Below are 17756 nucleotides of genomic sequence, written 5' to 3'. Positions count from 1 at the left end.
TTTGGGGACACAAGCAGCCGGGGCCGCCATGACCGACCTGCCCGAACCGAATCGTCCCGCCTTTCCAAGCCAGGCCTATGACGCCCGCCAGCCGCTGATCGTCTTCGACGGCGTCTGCGTGTTCTGCTCGGGTTTCGTCCAGCTCATCCTCAGGCTCGACCGGGAAAAGCGCTTCCGCTTCGCCACGGCGCAATCGCCGCTCGGCGAGGCGCTGTTTCGCCGGCATGGCCTGCCGACCGACGATTACGACAGCAACCTCGCCATCGTCGACGGGGTCCCTTTCACCAAGCTAGACAGTTTCGTCGCGGTCATGGCCGCCCTCGGCTGGCCATGGCGCGTCGCGAAGGCGCTGCTCCTCCTACCGCGGCCGCTGCGCGACTGGCTCTACGACCGCGTCGCCAAAAATCGCTACGCGCTGTTCGGCCGCAAGGACAGTTGCGGGATTCCATCCGCCGAGTTGCGGGAGCGGCTGATCGGCTAAGGGCCACTTGCCTTGGGGGCAGAGCATGAAGCTTCTCATCGTCGGCGGCTACGGCACCTTCGGCGGACGCATCGTCCAGCTCCTGGAGAACGAGCCCCGGCTCGAGCTCATCATCGCCGGCCGGTCGCTCGCCAGGGCCGAGGCCTACTGCAAAGAGCGAGGCACGACCAAGGCCAGGCTGGTGCCGGCGATGGTCGACCGCGACGGCGACCTTGGCGCGCAACTCAGCATCCTGCGGCCCGACATCGTCGTCGACGCCAGCGGTCCGTTCCAGGCCTATGGCGAGGGGCGCTACCGCCTGGTCGAAGCCTGCATAGCCGCGCGCGCACACTATCTCGATTTGGCCGACGGCTCTGACTTCGTCGCCGGGGTTTCAGCCTTCGATGCGGCCGCCAGGGCAGCCGGCATCATGGTGCTCTCCGGCGTTTCGAGTTTTCCCGTGCTGACCGCGGCGGTGGTGCGGCGCCTTTCGGCGGGCATGGCGCGTGTGGAGAGCATTCGCGGCGGCATCGCGCCGTCGCCCTTTGCCGGCGTCGGCGAGAACGTCATCCGCGCCATTGCGAGCTATGCCGGCCGGCCGGTGCGGATGGTGCGGGACGGCGGACCGGCCGAGGGTTACCCCCTCACCGAGCAGATGCGCTACACGATCGCGCCGCCCGGCCGCGTGCCGGTGAGGAACACGCTGTTCTCGCTGGTCGACGTGCCGGATTTGCGCGCCCTGCAGGCGCTGTGGCCGCAAGCAAGGACGATCTGGATGGGTGCCGGCCCGGTGCCGGAGGTGCTGCACCGGGCGCTGATTGGCCTGGCCTGGCTGGTTCGCGCCGGCCTGGTGCGATCGCTGTCACCGCTCGCGCCGCTGATGCACTGGGCAACCAACCGGTTGTCCTGGGGCGAACATCGCGGCGGCATGTTCGTGGCGGTCGAGGGCGTTGATAAGACAGGCAAACCGGTCAAGCAGTCCTGGCATCTTCTGGCGGAGGGCGATGACGGACCGCTGATCCCGTCCATGGCGGTCGAGGCGATCATCCGCAAGGCGCTCGCAGGCCGCATGCCCGAGCCGGGCGCGCGGGCGGCGGTACGCGACGTCGAGCTGGGTGACTATGAAGCGCTGTTCGCCGGAAAGACGATCCACACCGGCTTCAGGAACGACACCGATAGCGGCAAGGCGCTCTACCCCGAGCTGCTCGGCGACGCCTGGAAGAGCCTTCCGGCCGAAATCCGCGCCATGCATCAGAGGACGGCAATGGCGGATGGCCGCGCCAGCGTCGAACGCGGCAGCGGCCTGCTTAGCCGTCTTGCGGCGCGCATGGCCGGCTTTCCGCCCAGCGCAGCCGATGTCCCCGTGAAGGTGCGTTTCGTTGCCGACAGGCAAGGCGAGACCTGGATCCGCACATTCGCCGCACACAGCTTTTCGAGCCGGCAGTTCGCCGGACGCGGCCGCTCGGAGCGGCTGCTTTGCGAGCGCTTCGGGCCGCTCACCTTCGCCATGGCGCTGGTCGTCGACGGCAGCCGGCTCCGGCTCGTGCTGCGCCGCTGGAGCTTTCTCGGCCTGCCCTTGCCGATGTGGCTTTGCCCGCGCTCGAATGCCTATGAAACCGTCGAGGATGGCCGCTTCCGTTTCCATGTCGAGATATCGCACCCGGCCGCCGGGCTGATCGTGCGCTATCGCGGCTGGCTGGAACCGGTCCGTGCCCCGACGGCGGCGGAGATACCCGAGGCGGTCACGGCGGGTTGAGGTGGCGCCGGCTTGCGCTCGGCTGCTTTGGCGATGAAAGATTTTTCCGGCGCCTGTCGAAATCGGTCGATGCCGCACGACATAGGTCGGCACGCAATGACGCGGCCTTCAAGAAACGGGAGAAGACCATGCGATACATGCTTTTGATCTACAATGACGAGAAAGCGATGGCGAATGCGGCAAAGGAACAGACCCAGCAGGTGCTCGCCGCCTATGGCGCCTATACCGAGGCGCTGAAGAAATCCGGCGCGTATATCGCCGGCGAGCGGCTGCGCCCGACCCAGGCGGCCACATCGGTGCGGCTCACCGGCGGCAAGACCAATGTGCTCGACGGCCCCTACGCCGACACCAAGGAGCAATTGGCGGGTTTCTACATGATCGAGGCAGCCGACATCGACACGGCCATCGAATGGGGCGCGCGCTGCCCCGCGTCCTCCACCGGCACGGTCGAGGTGCGGCCGATCTGGGAAATGGCAGAGTACGTCGCCGCCGCGGAGTGACCCGCGATGGATGATCGCTCGGAGATCGCGCGGGCGGCGGCCGAAGCGGCCGCCCGGCGCAGCTACGGCAAGCTGGTCGCCTGGCTGGCGGCGCGCACGCGCGACGTCGCCGGCGCCGAGGACGCGCTGGCCGATGCCTTCGCCGCCGCGCTGGAGCGCTGGCCGCGAACCGGCGTGCCGGCGCAGCCGGAAGCCTGGCTGCTCGCGGTCGCGCGCCGGCGCGATGTCGACGCCGTGCGGCGACGGCTGACCGGCGAGGCGGCCCGCGATCATCTGCAGCTGATTGCCGAGGAAATGGAGGCGCGCATGAGCGGCGAGGACCTGCCCGACGACCGGTTGCGGCTGATGTTCGCCTGCGCCCATCCGGCGATCGAGGCCAGCGTGCGCGCGCCGCTGATCCTGCAGACGATCCTCGGTTTCGACGCCGCGACGATCGCGTCCGCCTTCCTGGTTTCGCCGGCGACGATGGGCCAGCGGCTGGTGCGGGCCAAGGCGCGCATCCGCGAGACCGGGATACCGTTTCGCGTGCCGGAGCAGGCGGAACTGGGCGAGCGGCTGGGCGCCGTGCTGGAGGCGATCTACGCCACCTTCGCCGAAGGCTGGTCTGACCCGACCGGCACCGATACCAGGCGGCGCAACCTCGCCGGCGAAGGCATCTGGCTTGGACGGCTGGTCGCCTCGCTGATGCCGGACGAGCCGGAGGCGCTGGGACTGCTGGCTCTGATGCTGTTCGCCGAGGCGCGCCGCTCGGCAAGGCGCGGCCCGGATGGGGATTTCGTGCCTTTGGCCGAGCAGGATATCACGCTCTGGGACGACAGCCTGATCGACGAGGCGGAAGCCCTGCTGGCCGCCGCTGCGCAAAGGGGCATCATCGGCCGCTACCAGCTGGAAGCCGCCGTGCAGTCCGCCCACACCGCGCGCCGGCGCGGCAGCGGCACCGACTGGGCGGCCATCCGCCAGCTTTACGACGCGCTTCTGGCCGTGGCCGGCTCACCGGTGGTGGCGATCAACCGCGCGGTGGCGATCGCCGAAACCGAGGGTGCAACAGCCGGGCTGGCGGCGCTCTATGTGCTGGGCGATGATAAGCGGCTGCAGGACTACCAGCCCTATTGGGCCGCCCGCGCCGGGCTGTTGGCAAGGCTCGGCAACACGAAGCAGGCGGCCCAGTCCTACGACCGGGCGATCGGCCTCGAGCGCGACCCGGCGCTGCGCCGCTTCCTGCAGGGCGAGAAGGCGAAGCTGGTCGGGAAGTAGGTCAATGCAGGGAGATTGGCTGCAGCCTCCCAACCTCGTCATTCCAGGGTCTGCGCGCGTCGCTCCGCTCCCTGCTCCGTCCTGGAATGACGACCGCGAGGGGCCGCTGAAGCCACTCTCCGAGGTATGTGCTGGCTAAGCCCCCAGGCCGTCGAACAGGATGGTCGACAGATAGCGCTCGGCGAAGGAGGGGATGACGACGACGAGGTTCTTGCCCTTGTTCTCCGGCCGCGAGCCGACGACGATGGCCGCCTGCAACGCCGCGCCCGACGAGATGCCGACCGGCACGCCTTCGAGGCGCGCGACGAGACGGGCATTGGCGACCGAATCCTCGTTCGACACCCTGACGATCTCGTCATAGACGGACGTGTCGAGGATTTTCGGCGCGAAGCCGGCGCCGATGCCCTGGATCTTGTGCGGGCCGGGCTGGCCGCCGGACAGGACCGGGGAGGCCTCCGGCTCGACCGCCACGACCTGGAGCGAGGGCTTGCGCTTCTTCAGCACCTGGCCGACGCCGGTGATGGTGCCGCCGGTGCCGATGCCGGCGACGAAGATATCGACCTCGCCATTGGTGTCGTTCCAGATCTCCTCGGCCGTGGTGCGGCGGTGGATCTCGGGATTGGCCGGATTCTCGAATTGCTGCGGGATGATGGCGTTGGGCAGCGTGGCGGCAAGCTCATCGGCCTTGGCGATGGCGCCCTTCATGCCTTTCGGCCCCTCGGTCAGCACCAGCTCGGCGCCGAGCAGCGCCAGCATCTTGCGGCGCTCGACCGACATGGTCTCCGGCATGGTGAGGATCAGCTTGTAGCCCTTGGCGGCGGCGGCGAAGGCGAGCGCGATGCCGGTGTTGCCGGAGGTCGGCTCGATCAGCGTGGTCTTGCCGGGCGCGATCTTGCCGGCCTCCTCGAGCGCCTCGATCATGGCGACGCCGATGCGGTCCTTGACGGAGGCGATCGGGTTGAAGAATTCGAGCTTGGCCATGAGGTTGGCGACGATGCCCTTCTCCTTGGCGAACTTGTCCAGCCTGACCAGCGGCGTGTCGCCAATCGTCTCCGTGATCGAATTGAAGACGCGGCCGCGGCCGGGCACGCGCGCGGAGGTGACGGGCTTGTTCATTTGGTTCGCTCCCAGGGCAATGGCATAGGCAAGACAGAATAGGGCTTTCAGCCGCGCAAGATAGGCCGAGGTTTGAAAATATCCGAGTGGGGCGGTTGCTCAAAAGCGCAGCGCAGCGGAAATGCATTTTCCGCTGTCAGCGGTTTCAGGAATGGTTTGGCTGAAATCCGGGAGCGGCTGACATCGGAGCCTACTGGCGGGCCGCGATCGCGGCCGCCGCGCCCATCATGAAGCCGGCGGCTGTGCGGTTCAGCACCTTCAGCGCGCGCGGCGATTTCAGGAACCAGCGCGCCTTCGCGGCCAAAGCCAGATAAGGCACCAGCACCACGAACAGCACCGCCACGGTGAGCAGCGCAAGGATGGCGTAGTCGGTGAAGGTGATCGTCTTGAGGTCGACGATGGTCGGCGCGATGGCGAGATAGAAGATCATCGTCTTGGGATTGCCCAGCGTCACCGTCAGCCCGGCGATGAAGCTCGACACCAGCCCACCCTTGGCCTTCCGCGCCTCGACGGTTTCGGGCGTGATACCGCTGGTCCAGAAGCGCCAGGCGAGGAAGGCGAGATAGGCGACGCCGGCCCATTTGATGGCGAGGAAGACCATACCGAAGGTCTGGGCGACGAAGGCGAGGCCGAGCACGACGGCGGTGAGATAGGTGAGGTCGCCGAGCATCAGGCCGAACGACATGGCGAGCGAGGAACGGAACCCGGAGCCGAGCGCGCGGGCGACCAGCGCCGTGACGCCGGGGCCCGGAATGGCGGCGGCAACGCCGAGGGCGGCGCTGTAAGCGAGGAAGCCGGTGAGTGTCATGGTTCTGGCCTGGCGTAGGGACCGATCTAGAGGCGGGCTTCTATCACGATGTCCGGCCGACGGTAATTCCCTGCCGGCGGGATTTGTTGCGCCAGCTCGACTCGACGGTCCCCTTTCCAAGCGCTGGCGCTGCCCCTCACCTGCCTGCCGGCATCCTCTCCCCGTATAGTGACGGGGAGAGGGGCACTCTCATCACCGGTTTCGCCAATCACCAGCGTTGCAGGTAAGGCGCCGCCGTTGCGGCCAGCCCCTTCTCCCCGTCCCTATACGGGGAGAAGTGCCCGGCAGGGCGATGAGGGGCAGCGCCGACTTCGACAATCAGCGGTCTGAAACGGCGGAAATGAACGGTGAAATCTGGCAAACGGCAGCCTTCTAAAAGACCCCTCTGCCGGTAAGCTACCCGCCGTAAGTAATGCGCCAGATGGTGCCGTTGCCGTCCTCGGTGAGGATCAGCGCGCCGTCCTTGGCCACGGCGATACCGACCGGCCGGCCCCAGAGCGCGTCGTCGGCAACGACGAAGCCGGTGGCGAAGTCGTCATATTCGCCGGTCGGCTTGCCGTCCTTGAACCTCAGCCGCACCACCTTGTAGCCGGTGCGGACATTGCGGTTCCAGGAGCCGTGCAGAGTGACGAAGGCGTCGCCCTTATAGTCAGCCGGGAAATTGCCGCCTTCATAGAAAGCTATATTGAGCGGCGCCGAATGCGCCTGGATCAGCACGTCGGGTAGCGTGACCTTGCCGGCGAGATCGGGGCGCGCGCCCTTGTGGCGCGGATCGTCATTGTCGCCGATATAGTACCAGGGCCAGCCATAGAACGCGCCGTCCTTCACCGCGGTGGCGTACTCGAAGGGGACATTGTCGCCAAGCTCGTCGCGCTCGTTGACGACGCACCAGAGCGCGCCTGTCGCCGGCTGCACGGTCATGCCGGAGCAGTTGCGCAAGCCGGTGGCGAGCGTCCTGCGGTTCTTGCCGTCGGGATCGAAGGCGAGCACGTCGGCGCGGCCCTCTTCCGCACCCCAGGCGGCGCCGAGCGGCTGCGATTTCGCCCACGCCTCGACACCGCCCTTCGGCTTGGCGCCCATATCCTCGGCGATGTTGGAGCCGGAGCCGACCGACAGATAGAGCGTCTCGCCGTCGGGCGAGAAGGCGATATCCCTCGTCCAGTGATGATTGGCCGGGATTTTTGCGACGACGGTCTCCGGCTTGGCGGAGGCCTCAAGGTCGCCGTCGCGATAGGGGAAGCGCACGACGCTGTTGCTGTTGGCGACATAGACCCATTGCGGCTTGTCGCCGGGCGGATAGAAGGCGATGCCGTAGGGTCGCGTCAGGCCCTTGGCGAAGATCGACGTCTCGGCGGGCTTGGCGCTGCCTTGCGCCAGGCGATAGACGCGGACCTGGTTCGCCCGGCTGTCGGCGACGAAGAGGTCGCCGTTGGGCGCCACGCGCACGACACGCGGACTGTCGATGCCGGAAGCGACCAGCTCGGCGGAGAAGCCCGGCGGAAGCTGTGGCTTCGCGCCCGCGGGACGATCGGTGACGCCGCCGCCATTCGAGGCGGACTCCGTCACATAGGGTTTCTGCATATCCTGAGGCTTCAGCAGCCGGCGCACGCCAGGACGGTCGGCCTTCCAGTCGCCGAAGGCCTTTTCGCCGCTGAGCAGGGGCTGATCGGCCTGTTGCGCAAGCGCACCCGTGGCGAGAATCAAGGCAATGCCCGCAAGGCCGGCGATCCGTATCATGCTGTTCTCCGTCGTCTGCCAATGCGCCTCGCTCGGTCAGGCGCTCCGAGCAGGACATATTGGGCGACCGTGTTAGAAGAGAAGCATCCGCCCACGGATGTGACGGCAGAAATGCCGGCTTAGGCCTCTTCGGCATCCAGGTCGTCGTCGAGGCGCTTTTCCAGCTCGACGAGATCGGCCGGCAAGGGCAGGCCCATGGCGCGCAGCTCCCGCAATTTCTCGCGCAGTTGCTCCTGGATTTCGTGATCGTCCTCGGGCTGGTTGATCATTTCCTGAAGCAGGAGGTCGATCTGGGCCTTGATTGCTTCCAGCGCCATGTTTTTCTCCTCCGCAGCGACCTTAGGTGTGTCAAGATTCAGGTCAGGCCGGCATCACCTGAACATCGATACACCTAACGAAGCATGCGCGAAATCAGCTGCGCCGTATAGTCGACCATCGGCACGATGCGGGCGTAATTGAGCCGCGTCGGCCCGATGACGCCAAGCGCGCCGATGACACGGGCGTCCTTGTCGCGATAGGGCGCGACGACCAGCGACGAGCCGGACAGCGAAAACAGCTTGTTCTCCGAGCCGATGAAGATGCGCACGCCCGGCCCTTCCTCGGCGAGGTCGAGCAGCTGCAGCAGCCCGTCCTGCGTTTCCAGGTCCTCAAACAGATGGCGCAGCAGTTCCAGGTCGGCCTGGGCGGTGACATTTTCGAGCAGGTTGGCGCGGCCGCGCACGATGAGACGCGCCGGCAGGCCGCTTTCGGCGCCTGCCCAGACCGCCAGGCCCTTCTCGACCAGATCCTGCGACAGCGTGTCGAGGGCGGATTTGGTTTCGTCCTTTATGCGGGCGATCTCGGCGCGCGCCTCGGCAAGCGTCCGGCCCCTGATATGGGCGTTGAGGAAATTGGACGCCTCGTGCAGTTGCGACACGGTGGTGCCGGCGGGCAGGTCGACGACGCGGTTCTCGACATCGCCGTTCTGCGACACCAGCACGGCAAGCGCCTTTGTGGGCTCGAGCTGGATGAATTCGATGTGCTTCAGCGCCACCTCGTTCTTGGAGGCGAGCACGAGGCCGGCGCCACGCGACATGCCGGACAGCATCTGGCTGGCCTCGGTCAGCATATGCTCCAGCGTCGCGCCCGAGCCGGAGGCGCGCACCTGCGCCTCGATGATGCGGCGCTCGTCGTCGGAAAGATCGCCGAGCTCCATGAAGGCGTCGACGAAGAAGCGCAGGCCCGTCTGGGTCGGGAGCCGCCCGGCGGAGATGTGCGGCGCGTAGATCAGGCCCAGATGCTCGAGGTCGCTCATCACGTTGCGGATGGTGGCCGGCGACAGCGAGGAGGGCAGGATGCGCGAGAGGCTGCGCGAGCCGACCGGCTCGCCGTCGCGCAGATAGGAATCGACAATCCGCCGGAAAATATCGCGCGAGCGCATGTCGAGTGACTGAAGTACGGGCGACTGAAGCCCGGGTGACTGCGACGTCGGATCGACTGGTTTGTTCATTCCGGCGAAAAACCTCCTGCCGAAAAGATATAGACTTAAGCCACCCCCGCGCAACCCGGTGCCGCGTTTGCGGTCACGGTGCCGCGTTTGCTGCCCCTTTTCCTTTGCGACTTGCCTCGCATGGGGCTACAAGCCCGGCCACGATACCGGAAACGAGAAGAAAGCAGGCCGAATGCGCCCCTCCAAACGCCAAGCCGACGAAATGCGCGCCATCTCCTTCGAGCGCGGCGTGTCCAAGCATGCCGAAGGCTCTTGCCTGGTGAAGTTCGGCGACACGCATGTTCTGTGCACCGCGAGCCTGGAGGAAAAAGTGCCGGCCTGGATGCGCAACTCCGGCAAGGGCTGGGTGACGGCCGAATACGGTATGCTGCCGCGCTCGACCGGCGAACGCATGCGGCGCGAGGCTTCGGCCGGCAAGCAGGGCGGCCGCACGCTTGAGATCCAGCGGCTGATCGGCCGCTCGTTGCGCGCCGTGGTCGACCTGCAGGCGCTGGGCGAGCAGCAGATCACCGTCGACTGCGACGTTATCCAGGCCGATGGCGGCACCCGCACCGCCTCGATCACCGGCGGCTGGGTGGCGCTCTATGATTGCCTGCGCTGGATGGAAGCGCGCCAGATGGTCAGCGTATCCAAGGTGCTGAAGGACCATGTCGCGGCGATTTCCTGCGGCATCCATGACGGCCAGCCGGTCATCGACCTCGATTACCTGGAGGATTCCTCGGCCGGCACCGACGCCAATTTCGTCATGACCGGCAAGGGCGGCATCGTCGAGATCCAGGGCACCGCGGAGGGCGAGCCGTTTTCCGAGGAGCAGTTCGCCGCGCTGATGGGGCTGGCCAAGAAGGGCATCTCGCGGCTGGTCAGCCTGCAGCAGATGGCGGTGGCGTAAGGTTTCCAATGCCGAGCCTGGGCCCCCCTCTCTGGCCTGCCGGCCATCTCCCCCTCAAGGGGGGAGATTGGATGTCACCACGGCTTTCGCCAATCACCAAGGTTGCGGGAGAGATGCCGGCGCGGCCGCTGCTGATCTCCCCCCTTGAGGGGGGTGAGGAGTGGTCCGCGAAGCGGACGCAAAGCCAATTGCTTGGCTTTGCGATCGACGAACGCCCGAGGGCAGAGAGGGGGGCCTCGTGACTCCCTCTGCGATTTTGGAATCGGCGCTCTATGTGACTGATCTCACCGCAGCCGAAGCCTTCTACCGCGACATCATCGGCCTGGATCCACTGGGCAAGGTCGAGGGCCGCCATGTCTTCTTTCGCTGCGGCGACGGCGTGTTGCTCCTCTTCAATGCCGAAGCGACGAAAATCCCGCCGGCGCCGGACGCTCGCCTGAAAGTGCCGCCGCATGGCACGGCCGGCGAGGGGCATCTCTGCTTTGCGACAACCGCCGAAGAGATCGTCGCGTGGCGCAAGCATCTGGCAGCGAACAATATCGCCATCGAAAGCGATTTCGAATGGCCGCAGGGCGGGCATTCGATCTATATCCGCGACCCTTCGGGCAATTCGATCGAGTTCGCCGAGCCAAGGATCTGGGGTTTCTGATGCATTCTCTGAACGGCCGGAAGATCGTCGTCGCCAGCCACAATGCCGGCAAGCTGCGCGAATTCGCCGACCTGATGGCGCCGTTCGGTTTCGAGGCGAAATCGGCCAAGGAATACGGCCTGCCCGAGCCGGAAGAGACCGGCACGACCTTCGAGGAGAACGCCTACATCAAGGCATATGCCGCGGCCAAGGCCACCGGCCTGCCGGCGCTGTCGGACGATTCCGGCCTTTGCGTCGACGCGCTCGACGGCGCGCCGGGCGTCTACACCGCCAACTGGGCCGAGAAGCCGGACGGATCACGCGATTTCGGCATGGCCATGCAGAAGACGGAAACGGCGCTGCAAGACGTCGGGGCAACCGAGCCTTCGCAGCGCAGCGGCCGTTTCGTCGCCGTCATCTGTCTCGCCTTTCCGGACGGCGAGGCCGAGTATTATCGGGGCGAGGCCGAGGGCACGCTGGTATGGCCGCCGCGCGGCACGCTCGGCTTCGGCTACGATCCGGTGTTTTTGCCCAATGGTTTCGACAAGACTTTCGGCGAGATGAGCGCCGAGGAGAAGCATGGCTGGAAGCCAGGCCAGGCGACGGCGCTTTCGCACCGCGCCCGCGCTTTCCAGAAATTCGCGCAGGCGCGTCTAGATTTGGCCCGGCTGGGTTCGGCATGATCGGGACCGCCCAGACGATGCAGCTCGACCGGAGCCCAGGCTTCGGCGTCTACATCCATTGGCCGTTCTGCGCGGCCAAGTGCCCTTACTGCGACTTCAACAGCCATGTCCGCCACCAGCCGGTCGACCAGGAGCGTTTCGCCCGCGCCTTCGAAACCGAATTGGCAACGATGCGCGCCCGCACCGGGCCGCGCGAGGTGACCAGCATCTTTCTCGGCGGCGGCACGCCCTCGCTGATGAAGCCGGAAACGGTGGGCGCGGTGCTGGAGGCGGTGGCGAAGAACTGGACGATGCCGGCCGGCATCGAGGTGACGCTGGAGGCCAACCCGTCCTCGGTCGAGGCCGAGCGTTTCCGCGGCTATCGCGCCGCCGGCGTCAACCGCGTGTCGCTCGGCGTGCAGGCGCTGAGCGACAAGGATCTGCGCTTCCTTGGCAGGCTGCACAATGTCGAGGAGGCGCTACACGCGATCGGGCTCGCTCGGGACATATTTCCGCGCCTCTCCTTCGACCTGATCTATGCCCGGCCCGGCCAGACGCCGGAGGCGTGGGGGGCGGAGCTGGAGCAGGCGATCGGCTATGCCGTCGACCATCTGTCGCTCTACCAACTGACCATCGAGGAGGGCACACCCTTCCACGCGCTTTACGCGGCGAAGAAATTCACGTTGCCCGACAACGACCACGCCGCCGACCTCTACGCGCTGACGCAGGAGGTGACGGCGGCGCATGGCTTGCCGGCCTATGAGATTTCCAACCACGCCCGGCCGGGCGCGGAAAGCCGGCACAACCTCACCTATTGGCGCTATGGCGAATATGTCGGCGTCGGGCCGGGCGCGCATGGCCGTTTCGTCGAGAACGGCCGCCGCACGGTGACAATAGCGGAAAGGATGCCGGAGACCTGGGCCAACCTGGTCGAGGCCAAGGGGCACGGCGTCACCGGCGGCGAGATCCTGACCCGCAGTGAGGAAGCCGACGAGTTCCTGCTGATGGGCTTGCGGCTCGCCGAAGGCATCGACCTGCAGCGCTACGAGGCGCTCTCGGGGCGCGGCCTTTCGAGCGCGCGGCTTTCGGTGCTGCAGGAAGAAGGGCTGGTGGCGCCGGTCGGCAATGCAAGGCTGCGCGCCACGACCGCCGGCATGATCGTGCTGGATGCCGTGGTGGCGGACCTGGCTAGGTAAGCTCTTTGAAGAACGTCCTCTTCGTCTGCAGCCAGAACCGCCTGCGCAGCCCGACCGCCGAGCAGGTGTTTTCCAAGCGCCGCGACATCGAGGTGGAATCGGCCGGCACCAATCATGACGCCGACAACCCGCTGACGCATGAGCTGGTCGCCTGGGCCGACATCATCTTCGTCATGGAGAAGGCGCATCGCGCCAAGCTGCAGAAGAAGTTCCGGGCGAGCCTGAAGGGCGCCAGGGTGATCTGCCTGGATATACCGGACGACTACGAGTTCATGGACCCGGAGCTGGTGCGACTGCTGGAGGCGAGGGTAGGCAGATACCTTTGAAAATAGCGCGCTGCCAGCGCGTTCGTCATTCTCGGGCTTGACCCGAAAATCCATGCCGTGACCTATGCGAAGGGTGCGGCCGAGCAGAATCTGCACCGCTGGCAGAACGTCGATGTAACGGCATGGATTCCAGGGTCTGTGCGCGTCGCTTCGCTCCTTGCTCCGCCCTGGAATGACGAAGCGTGAGATGGCGAAGGTTGCTGGTTGTTCTAAGCGTCGTGCTTCTGGCGATGCTTGCCGCGGTGCTTCTCGCCATGCGCCTCGTCGTGGCGGACCTGCTTCTGGTCGGCCTTGTCGCGGCGTGCGCCGGGTTGGGCGGCGATGGGGTGTGAAGGGATGCCCTCTCGGGCGGTTTTGCTTTCAAGTCGGCTGATGAAGATGTCGAAGCGATTGGGCATCGTTCGGTCCTGCCTCCTCCCGGGGAATCAGGGGTTAAATTCGCCGTTGCCGGTTTCGTTCCGCACTGTGGCAAAGGCATGGCGATTTCCTTGGCCCAACCTCACGTTTTGCAACAGGCCGTCAGCCATGCCAAAGAGACTTTGTTCTTTCGCAATTCCGGACGGAAAACCGCTACGCACTTTTGCTGGAATTGCTTGAACGGAGGGTTATCCTTGACCGGCGACAAACGCAGCTACCTGATCGGACAGACCGAGATCGCGGCGCGGGCGCTCCAGCCGGCGCTTTATCTGGTGGCGACGCCGATCGGCAATCTGGCCGACATCACGCTGCGCGCCCTGGAGACGCTGGCCGCCGCCGACATCGTCGCCTGCGAGGACACGCGCGTCTCGCGCGTGCTGCTCGAACGCTACGGCATCCGCCGCCGCACCACCGCCTATCACGAGCACAATGCGCAAGAGGCCGGGCCGAAGCTGATCGAGGCACTGGCGGCCGGGCAAAGCGTGGCGCTGATCTCCGACGCCGGCACGCCTTTGGTCTCCGACCCCGGCTACCGGCTGGTCGGCGAGGCGCTGGAGCAGGGCATCCGCGTCGTGCCGATCCCGGGACCTTCGGCCGCGCTCGCCGCGCTGACGGCGTCCGGCCTGCCGTCCGATGCCTTCCTGTTCACCGGCTTCCTGCCCGTTAAAACCGGCCAGCGGCTGACCAAGCTCGAAACCTTCAAGCAGGTGCCGGCAACGTTGATCTTCTTCGAATCGCCCAGACGGCTGGCCGAGACGCTCGGCGCCATGGTCGAGGCACTGGGCGGCGAACGGAAGGCCGCGATCGGGCGCGAGCTGACCAAGGCCTTCGAGGAAATGCGCACCGGAACGCTAGCCGAGCTGGCCGATCACTATGCGGCGGCCGACACGCCGAAGGGCGAGATCGTCATCTGCGTCGGGCCGCCCGAGGCGGCGGAGGACCAGCCGGCGGATGTCGACCGGCTGCTGTTGTCACTGGCAGCTGAAATGCCGGCGTCGAAGGCGGCGGCGGAAGCGGCAAAGATGACCGGCGGGCAGAAGCAGGCGCTTTACCGGCGGCTGCTGGAACTTAAGGACAGACCATGATCCCAAAAAGTGGACACTGGTTTTTGGAAAAGATCATGGTCGAGCAAAAAGATGGCTGAGCGCACGGTCAGCCATCGCCGCAAGGCCTATCGGCGCGGTCATCGCGGCGAATGGCTGGCGGCGCTGGCGCTGATGCTGAAGGGCTACCGCATCCTTGCCCGCCGCCACCGCACCAGGCTCGGCGAGATCGACCTGATCGCCAGGCGTGGCGACCTCGTGCTGTTCGTCGAGGTCAAGGCGCGCCGCACGCTGATCGAGGCGATGGAGGCGATCGGCCATGAATCGGAGCGCCGCATCGAGGGCGCTGCGGATATCTGGCTGTCGCGCCAGCCGGATTACGGACGGCTTTCGATGCGTTTCGACATGGTGGCGGTGCTGCCCTGGCGCTGGCCGGTGCATGTCGAGAATGCGTTTTATGGACGGAATTGAAGGGCTTACCCTCCCCCTTGTGGGGAGGGTCGGCGAGCAAGCGACGAGAAGCGTCGCTGGCGAACCGGGGCGGGGGTTTGGCGCGGCCCCCACCCCGATCCGCTTTGAGGATCGACCCTCCCCCTCGAGGGCGAGGGTAAGGTTCACCCCCAAACCATCAACGCCGCCAGCCCCGCGATACCCACCACAAGCCGCCACCAGCCGAACAGCGAATAGCCCCTCTTCGAGACGTAATCGAGCAGGAAGCGCACGACGATCAGCGCGGCGACGAAGGCGGCGATGAAGCCGACGGAAATGATCGGCAGGTCGGCCGAGGTCAGAACGTTGCGGTTCTTGAAGAGGTCGAAGGCGAAGGCGCCGACCATGGTGGGCATGGCGAGGAAAAAGGAGAATTCCGCCGCCGCGCGCTTGTCGACGCCCATCAGCAGCGCGCCGACGATGGTCGAGCCGGAGCGCGAGGTGCCGGGGATCAGCGACAGGCACTGGAACAGGCCGATCTTGAGATAGACGCTCAACGGGAAGCGCTCGACGTCGTGATGCACGGGCTTGAAGTTGATGCGGTCGACGACGAGCAGCACCACGCCGCCGATGATCAGCATGATGCAGATCAGTTTTGGCGATTCGAACAGGATGGTCTTGATGAAATCATGCGCCAGCGCGCCGATGACCGCCGCCGGCAGGAAGGCGATCAGGATGCCGATGACGAAATGCCGGGTCTGCGGATCGCTGGGCAGCTTGACCAGCATCTGCCAGAGCTTGCCGAAATAGACGCTGAGGATCGCCAGGATCGCGCCGAGCTGGATCAGGATCTCGAAGGCCTTGCCGGTGGAATGGAAGCCGAGGAAATGGCCGGCAAGCAGGATGTGGCCGGTCGAGGACACTGGGATGAACTCGGTCAGGCCCTCCAAAAGCCCAAGCAGCAGCGCTTCGACGATGGTCTGGCTTTCCATGGCAACCTCTCGGTTCGAATGACGGCTAGAGCATGATGCCGAAAAGTGTGAAGCGATTTTCGGACGACATCATGCTCCGAGGGGAGGAAGGGTTTGCTTGTCATGGGGCGGAAGTGCCCCTATAGGTCGCAACACCATGACAGTCCCTGGAATCGGGCGGCCAAGACTTACCGGCGCCGTTAACGATTCGCCAGTGCGCCCTATCATCGCGGAACCATGCTGACGCTTTTCCACCATCCCATGTTCGCCACCTGCCGGTTCGTGCGCCTCGCTTTCGGCGAGTATGGCGAGGAACTGGCGCTGATCGAGGAAAAGCCGTGGACGCGGCGCAAGGAGTTCCTGGCGCTGAACCCGGCCGGGACGCTGCCGATCCTGCTCGCCGAAGGCGACGTGCCGATCGTCGGCGCCATGGTGATCGCGGAATATCTCGACGAGACGCGGGGCGTCTTGAAGCGCGACAAGCGGCTGTTCGCCGAGGACCCGATGCAGCGCGCCGAAATCCGCCGGCTGACCGACTGGTACCTGGCGAAGGCCGAAAGCGAGGTCACCCGCCACCTGGTGCGCGAGCGCGTGCTGAAGCCGGTGATGCCGGAAACCGCCGGCGGCGGCTCGCCGGACTCGGCCGCGATCCGCGCCGCGCGCGCCAACATCCGCCAGCACATGAAATACACCAACTGGCTCGCCGGCACGCGCCATTGGCTGGCCGGCAACAAGGTGACCTATGCCGACCTCGCCGCGGCGGCGACGCTTTCGGTGCTCGATTACCTCGGTGAGATCGACTGGCGCGAACACAGCGCCGCGCGCGAATGGTACACGCGGGTGAAATCGCGGCCGTCGTTCCGGCCGCTGCTTTCCGACCGGGTTCGCGGCCTGTCGCCGGTGTCGCATTATGCGGATCTCGACTTCTGAAAACCTGCGCGCGCTGATCGAGGCGGAGGCGCGCCGCGCCGGCTTCGAGGCGGTCGCCGTGACGCGGCCGGACGCGATCCCGCTGGCGCCGGCAAGGCTCGCCGAATTCATCGCCGACGGTTTCCACGGCTCGATGGCGTGGATCGCCGAGACGCTTGAGCGTCGCGCCGAGCCCTCGACGCTGTGGCCAGAGGTGCGCTCGATCGTCGTTTTGGCGATGAATTATGGGCCTGACCATGACCCGCGCGGTATCCTCGAAAAGCGCAACCGCGGCGCGATCTCGGTCTATGCGCAGAACCGCGACTATCACGACGTGATGAAGGGCCGGCTGAAGGAGATCGCCGGCAAGATCGTGGCAAAGGCCGGCGGCGACGTCAAAGTGTTCGTCGATACGGCGCCGGTGATGGAAAAGCCTCTTGCCGAGGCCGCCGGCCTCGGCTGGCAGGGCAAGCACACCAATCTGGTCAGCCGCGCGCACGGTTCCTGGCTGTTCCTCGGCACGATCTTCACCACGGCTGAGCTTGAGCCGGACAAGGCCGAGATCGACCATTGCGGTTCCTGCCGCGCCTGCCTCGACGCCTGCCCGACCGATGCGTTTCCGGCGCCATACCGGATCGATGCGCGGCGCTGCATCTCCTACCTCACCATCGAGAACAAGGGACCAATCCCGCGCGAATTCCGCGACAAGATCGGCAACCGGATCTATGGCTGCGACGATTGCCTGGCCGCCTGCCCGTGGAACAAGTTCGCCAGCGCGGCATCCGAGGCGAAGCTTGCCGCGCGCGAGGATTTGCGCGAGCCGCCGCTGTCGGAGCTGCTCGCCCTCGACGACGCGGCGTTCCGCGCCTTCTTCTCGGGCTCGCCCATCAAGCGCATCGGCCGCGACCGTTTTGTCCGCAACGTGCTGATCGCGGCGGGCAATTCGGGCGACGCATCGCTTGCACCTGGCGTGCGTGGCCTGCTGCGCGACGCCTCGCCACTGGTGCGAGGTGCGGCAATCTGGGCCCTGTCGCGACTGCTGTCCGACCGCGAATTTGGCGAGCTTGCCGCCACCGCCTCGAAGACCGAGACCGATGCGGCGGTCCGTGACGAGTGGCTGGCGTCGCTGGCAAAACCGGCGAAGGCCGATTGAAGGAGATTCATCG

General features: G+C 66.2%; 20 protein-coding genes. 13 read left to right on the top strand and 7 right to left on the bottom strand.

Going from position 1 to position 17756, the window contains the following annotated elements; genetic code table 11:
- Positions 1–28 precede the first annotated feature (28 nt).
- From DPM35_RS19365 to DPM35_RS19350, 4 genes are all read left to right on the top strand, one after another.
- Positions 29–481, top strand: coding sequence for a thiol-disulfide oxidoreductase DCC family protein (locus DPM35_RS19365; protein WP_112128856.1), 453 nt, complete (start codon positions 29–31; stop codon positions 479–481).
- 25 nt (positions 482–506) lie between these two features.
- The gene (locus DPM35_RS19360; protein WP_112128855.1) at positions 507–2216 is read left to right on the top strand and encodes a saccharopine dehydrogenase family protein; all 1710 of its coding nucleotides are present in this window, start codon (positions 507–509) and stop codon (positions 2214–2216) included.
- A 128-nt stretch (positions 2217–2344) separates the two neighbouring features.
- A complete protein-coding gene (locus tag DPM35_RS19355; RefSeq protein WP_112129106.1) occupies positions 2345–2716 on the top strand; it encodes a YciI family protein in 372 nt (123 codons plus the stop codon).
- A 6-nt stretch (positions 2717–2722) separates the two neighbouring features.
- A complete protein-coding gene (locus tag DPM35_RS19350) occupies positions 2723–3970 on the top strand; it encodes an RNA polymerase sigma factor (RefSeq protein WP_112128854.1) in 1248 nt (415 codons plus the stop codon).
- 135 nt (positions 3971–4105) lie between these two features.
- Here the strand turns inward: DPM35_RS19350 and cysK are convergent, their stop codons facing one another.
- From cysK to hrcA, 5 genes are all read right to left on the bottom strand, one after another.
- Positions 4106–5086, bottom strand: a complete 981-nt coding sequence (gene cysK / locus DPM35_RS19345; RefSeq protein ID WP_112128853.1) for a cysteine synthase A — start codon at positions 5084–5086, stop codon at positions 4106–4108.
- 190 nt (positions 5087–5276) lie between these two features.
- Positions 5277–5894 carry a LysE family translocator gene (locus DPM35_RS19340; protein ID WP_112128852.1) on the bottom strand — a complete coding sequence of 206 codons (618 nt, stop codon included), beginning with the start codon at positions 5892–5894 and terminating at the stop codon, positions 5277–5279.
- Positions 5895–6290: 396 nt separating this feature from the next.
- Positions 6291–7631: a PQQ-dependent sugar dehydrogenase gene (locus tag DPM35_RS19330; protein ID WP_112128851.1), complete on the bottom strand. Its 1341-nt coding sequence runs from the start codon at positions 7629–7631 to the stop codon at positions 6291–6293.
- Positions 7632–7750: 119 nt separating this feature from the next.
- Positions 7751–7948, bottom strand: a complete 198-nt coding sequence (locus tag DPM35_RS19325; RefSeq protein ID WP_095820109.1) for a hypothetical protein — start codon at positions 7946–7948, stop codon at positions 7751–7753.
- Between the two features lie 74 nt (positions 7949–8022).
- Complete coding sequence (gene hrcA, locus DPM35_RS19320) at positions 8023–9120, bottom strand: heat-inducible transcriptional repressor HrcA (RefSeq protein ID WP_112128850.1); 1098 nt, start codon at positions 9118–9120, stop codon at positions 8023–8025.
- Positions 9121–9292: 172 nt separating this feature from the next.
- Between hrcA and rph the strand changes: the two genes are divergently transcribed.
- The 5 genes from rph to DPM35_RS19290 all read left to right on the top strand — a co-directional run bounded on the left by rph (position 9293) and on the right by DPM35_RS19290 (position 12821).
- The gene (gene rph, locus DPM35_RS19315; RefSeq protein ID WP_112098165.1) at positions 9293–10009 is read left to right on the top strand and encodes a ribonuclease PH; all 717 of its coding nucleotides are present in this window, start codon (positions 9293–9295) and stop codon (positions 10007–10009) included.
- A 238-nt stretch (positions 10010–10247) separates the two neighbouring features.
- Entirely contained in the window at positions 10248–10658 is a 411-nt protein-coding gene (locus tag DPM35_RS19305) for a VOC family protein (protein WP_112128849.1), read from the top strand.
- Positions 10658–11320, top strand: coding sequence for an RdgB/HAM1 family non-canonical purine NTP pyrophosphatase (gene rdgB, locus DPM35_RS19300; RefSeq protein WP_112128848.1), 663 nt, complete (start codon positions 10658–10660; stop codon positions 11318–11320). Before DPM35_RS19305 ends, rdgB begins: the two co-directional genes overlap by 1 nt.
- The gene (gene hemW / locus DPM35_RS19295) at positions 11317–12495 is read left to right on the top strand and encodes a radical SAM family heme chaperone HemW (protein ID WP_112128847.1); all 1179 of its coding nucleotides are present in this window, start codon (positions 11317–11319) and stop codon (positions 12493–12495) included. Before rdgB ends, hemW begins: the two co-directional genes overlap by 4 nt.
- 5 nt (positions 12496–12500) lie before the next feature.
- Positions 12501–12821: a low molecular weight protein tyrosine phosphatase family protein gene (locus tag DPM35_RS19290; protein WP_112128846.1), complete on the top strand. Its 321-nt coding sequence runs from the start codon at positions 12501–12503 to the stop codon at positions 12819–12821.
- A gap of 209 nt (positions 12822–13030) precedes the next feature.
- On the opposite strand, the gene DPM35_RS19285 is transcribed toward DPM35_RS19290, so the two are convergent.
- Positions 13031–13219: a hypothetical protein gene (locus DPM35_RS19285; protein WP_112128845.1), complete on the bottom strand. Its 189-nt coding sequence runs from the start codon at positions 13217–13219 to the stop codon at positions 13031–13033.
- 213 nt (positions 13220–13432) lie between these two features.
- Here DPM35_RS19285 and rsmI point away from each other — a divergent pair, with 213 nt between their 5' ends.
- Together rsmI and DPM35_RS19275 are read left to right on the top strand one after the other, a co-directional pair.
- Positions 13433–14323, top strand: coding sequence for a 16S rRNA (cytidine(1402)-2'-O)-methyltransferase (gene rsmI / locus DPM35_RS19280; RefSeq protein WP_181592070.1), 891 nt, complete (start codon positions 13433–13435; stop codon positions 14321–14323).
- Positions 14324–14374: 51 nt separating this feature from the next.
- The gene (locus DPM35_RS19275) at positions 14375–14752 is read left to right on the top strand and encodes a YraN family protein (RefSeq protein ID WP_112128843.1); all 378 of its coding nucleotides are present in this window, start codon (positions 14375–14377) and stop codon (positions 14750–14752) included.
- A 143-nt stretch (positions 14753–14895) separates the two neighbouring features.
- Here the strand turns inward: DPM35_RS19275 and DPM35_RS19270 are convergent, their stop codons facing one another.
- Positions 14896–15702: an undecaprenyl-diphosphate phosphatase gene (locus DPM35_RS19270; RefSeq protein ID WP_112128842.1), complete on the bottom strand. Its 807-nt coding sequence runs from the start codon at positions 15700–15702 to the stop codon at positions 14896–14898.
- A 216-nt stretch (positions 15703–15918) separates the two neighbouring features.
- Here DPM35_RS19270 and DPM35_RS19265 point away from each other — a divergent pair, with 216 nt between their 5' ends.
- The gene (locus DPM35_RS19265; RefSeq protein ID WP_042645260.1) at positions 15919–16611 is read left to right on the top strand and encodes a glutathione S-transferase family protein; all 693 of its coding nucleotides are present in this window, start codon (positions 15919–15921) and stop codon (positions 16609–16611) included.
- Positions 16592–17743, top strand: a complete 1152-nt coding sequence (gene queG / locus DPM35_RS19260; protein WP_112128841.1) for a tRNA epoxyqueuosine(34) reductase QueG — start codon at positions 16592–16594, stop codon at positions 17741–17743. The genes DPM35_RS19265 and queG overlap by 20 nt, the downstream gene beginning before the upstream one ends.
- The last annotated feature ends 13 nt before the right edge of the window (positions 17744–17756 follow it).

Source organism: Mesorhizobium atlanticum, from assembly GCF_003289965.1.
Lineage (GTDB): Bacteria > Pseudomonadota > Alphaproteobacteria > Rhizobiales > Rhizobiaceae > Mesorhizobium > Mesorhizobium atlanticum.
This window is presented reverse-complemented; position numbering and strand designations above follow the sequence as displayed.

What these genes read in the sequence shown, in the direction of transcription:
- DPM35_RS19365 (WP_112128856.1), top strand. Translation starts at nt 29, where the DNA reads ATGACCGACCTGCCCGAACCGAATCGTCCCGCCTTTCCAAGCCAGGCC.
- DPM35_RS19360 (WP_112128855.1), top strand. Translation starts at nt 507, where the DNA reads ATGAAGCTTCTCATCGTCGGCGGCTACGGCACCTTCGGCGGACGCATC.
- DPM35_RS19355 (WP_112129106.1), top strand. Translation starts at nt 2,345, where the DNA reads ATGCGATACATGCTTTTGATCTACAATGACGAGAAAGCGATGGCGAAT.
- DPM35_RS19350 (WP_112128854.1), top strand. Translation starts at nt 2,723, where the DNA reads ATGGATGATCGCTCGGAGATCGCGCGGGCGGCGGCCGAAGCGGCCGCC.
- cysK (WP_112128853.1), bottom strand. Translation starts at nt 5,086, where the DNA reads ATGAACAAGCCCGTCACCTCCGCGCGCGTGCCCGGCCGCGGCCGCGTC.
- DPM35_RS19340 (WP_112128852.1), bottom strand. Translation starts at nt 5,894, where the DNA reads ATGACACTCACCGGCTTCCTCGCTTACAGCGCCGCCCTCGGCGTTGCC.
- DPM35_RS19330 (WP_112128851.1), bottom strand. Translation starts at nt 7,631, where the DNA reads ATGATACGGATCGCCGGCCTTGCGGGCATTGCCTTGATTCTCGCCACG.
- DPM35_RS19325 (WP_095820109.1), bottom strand. Translation starts at nt 7,948, where the DNA reads ATGGCGCTGGAAGCAATCAAGGCCCAGATCGACCTCCTGCTTCAGGAA.
- hrcA (WP_112128850.1), bottom strand. Translation starts at nt 9,120, where the DNA reads ATGAACAAACCAGTCGATCCGACGTCGCAGTCACCCGGGCTTCAGTCG.
- rph (WP_112098165.1), top strand. Translation starts at nt 9,293, where the DNA reads ATGCGCCCCTCCAAACGCCAAGCCGACGAAATGCGCGCCATCTCCTTC.
- rdgB (WP_112128848.1), top strand. Translation starts at nt 10,658, where the DNA reads ATGCATTCTCTGAACGGCCGGAAGATCGTCGTCGCCAGCCACAATGCC.
- hemW (WP_112128847.1), top strand. Translation starts at nt 11,317, where the DNA reads ATGATCGGGACCGCCCAGACGATGCAGCTCGACCGGAGCCCAGGCTTC.
- DPM35_RS19285 (WP_112128845.1), bottom strand. Translation starts at nt 13,219, where the DNA reads ATGCCCAATCGCTTCGACATCTTCATCAGCCGACTTGAAAGCAAAACC.
- DPM35_RS19275 (WP_112128843.1), top strand. Translation starts at nt 14,375, where the DNA reads ATGGCTGAGCGCACGGTCAGCCATCGCCGCAAGGCCTATCGGCGCGGT.
- DPM35_RS19270 (WP_112128842.1), bottom strand. Translation starts at nt 15,702, where the DNA reads ATGGAAAGCCAGACCATCGTCGAAGCGCTGCTGCTTGGGCTTTTGGAG.
- DPM35_RS19265 (WP_042645260.1), top strand. Translation starts at nt 15,919, where the DNA reads ATGCTGACGCTTTTCCACCATCCCATGTTCGCCACCTGCCGGTTCGTG.
- queG (WP_112128841.1), top strand. Translation starts at nt 16,592, where the DNA reads ATGCGGATCTCGACTTCTGAAAACCTGCGCGCGCTGATCGAGGCGGAG.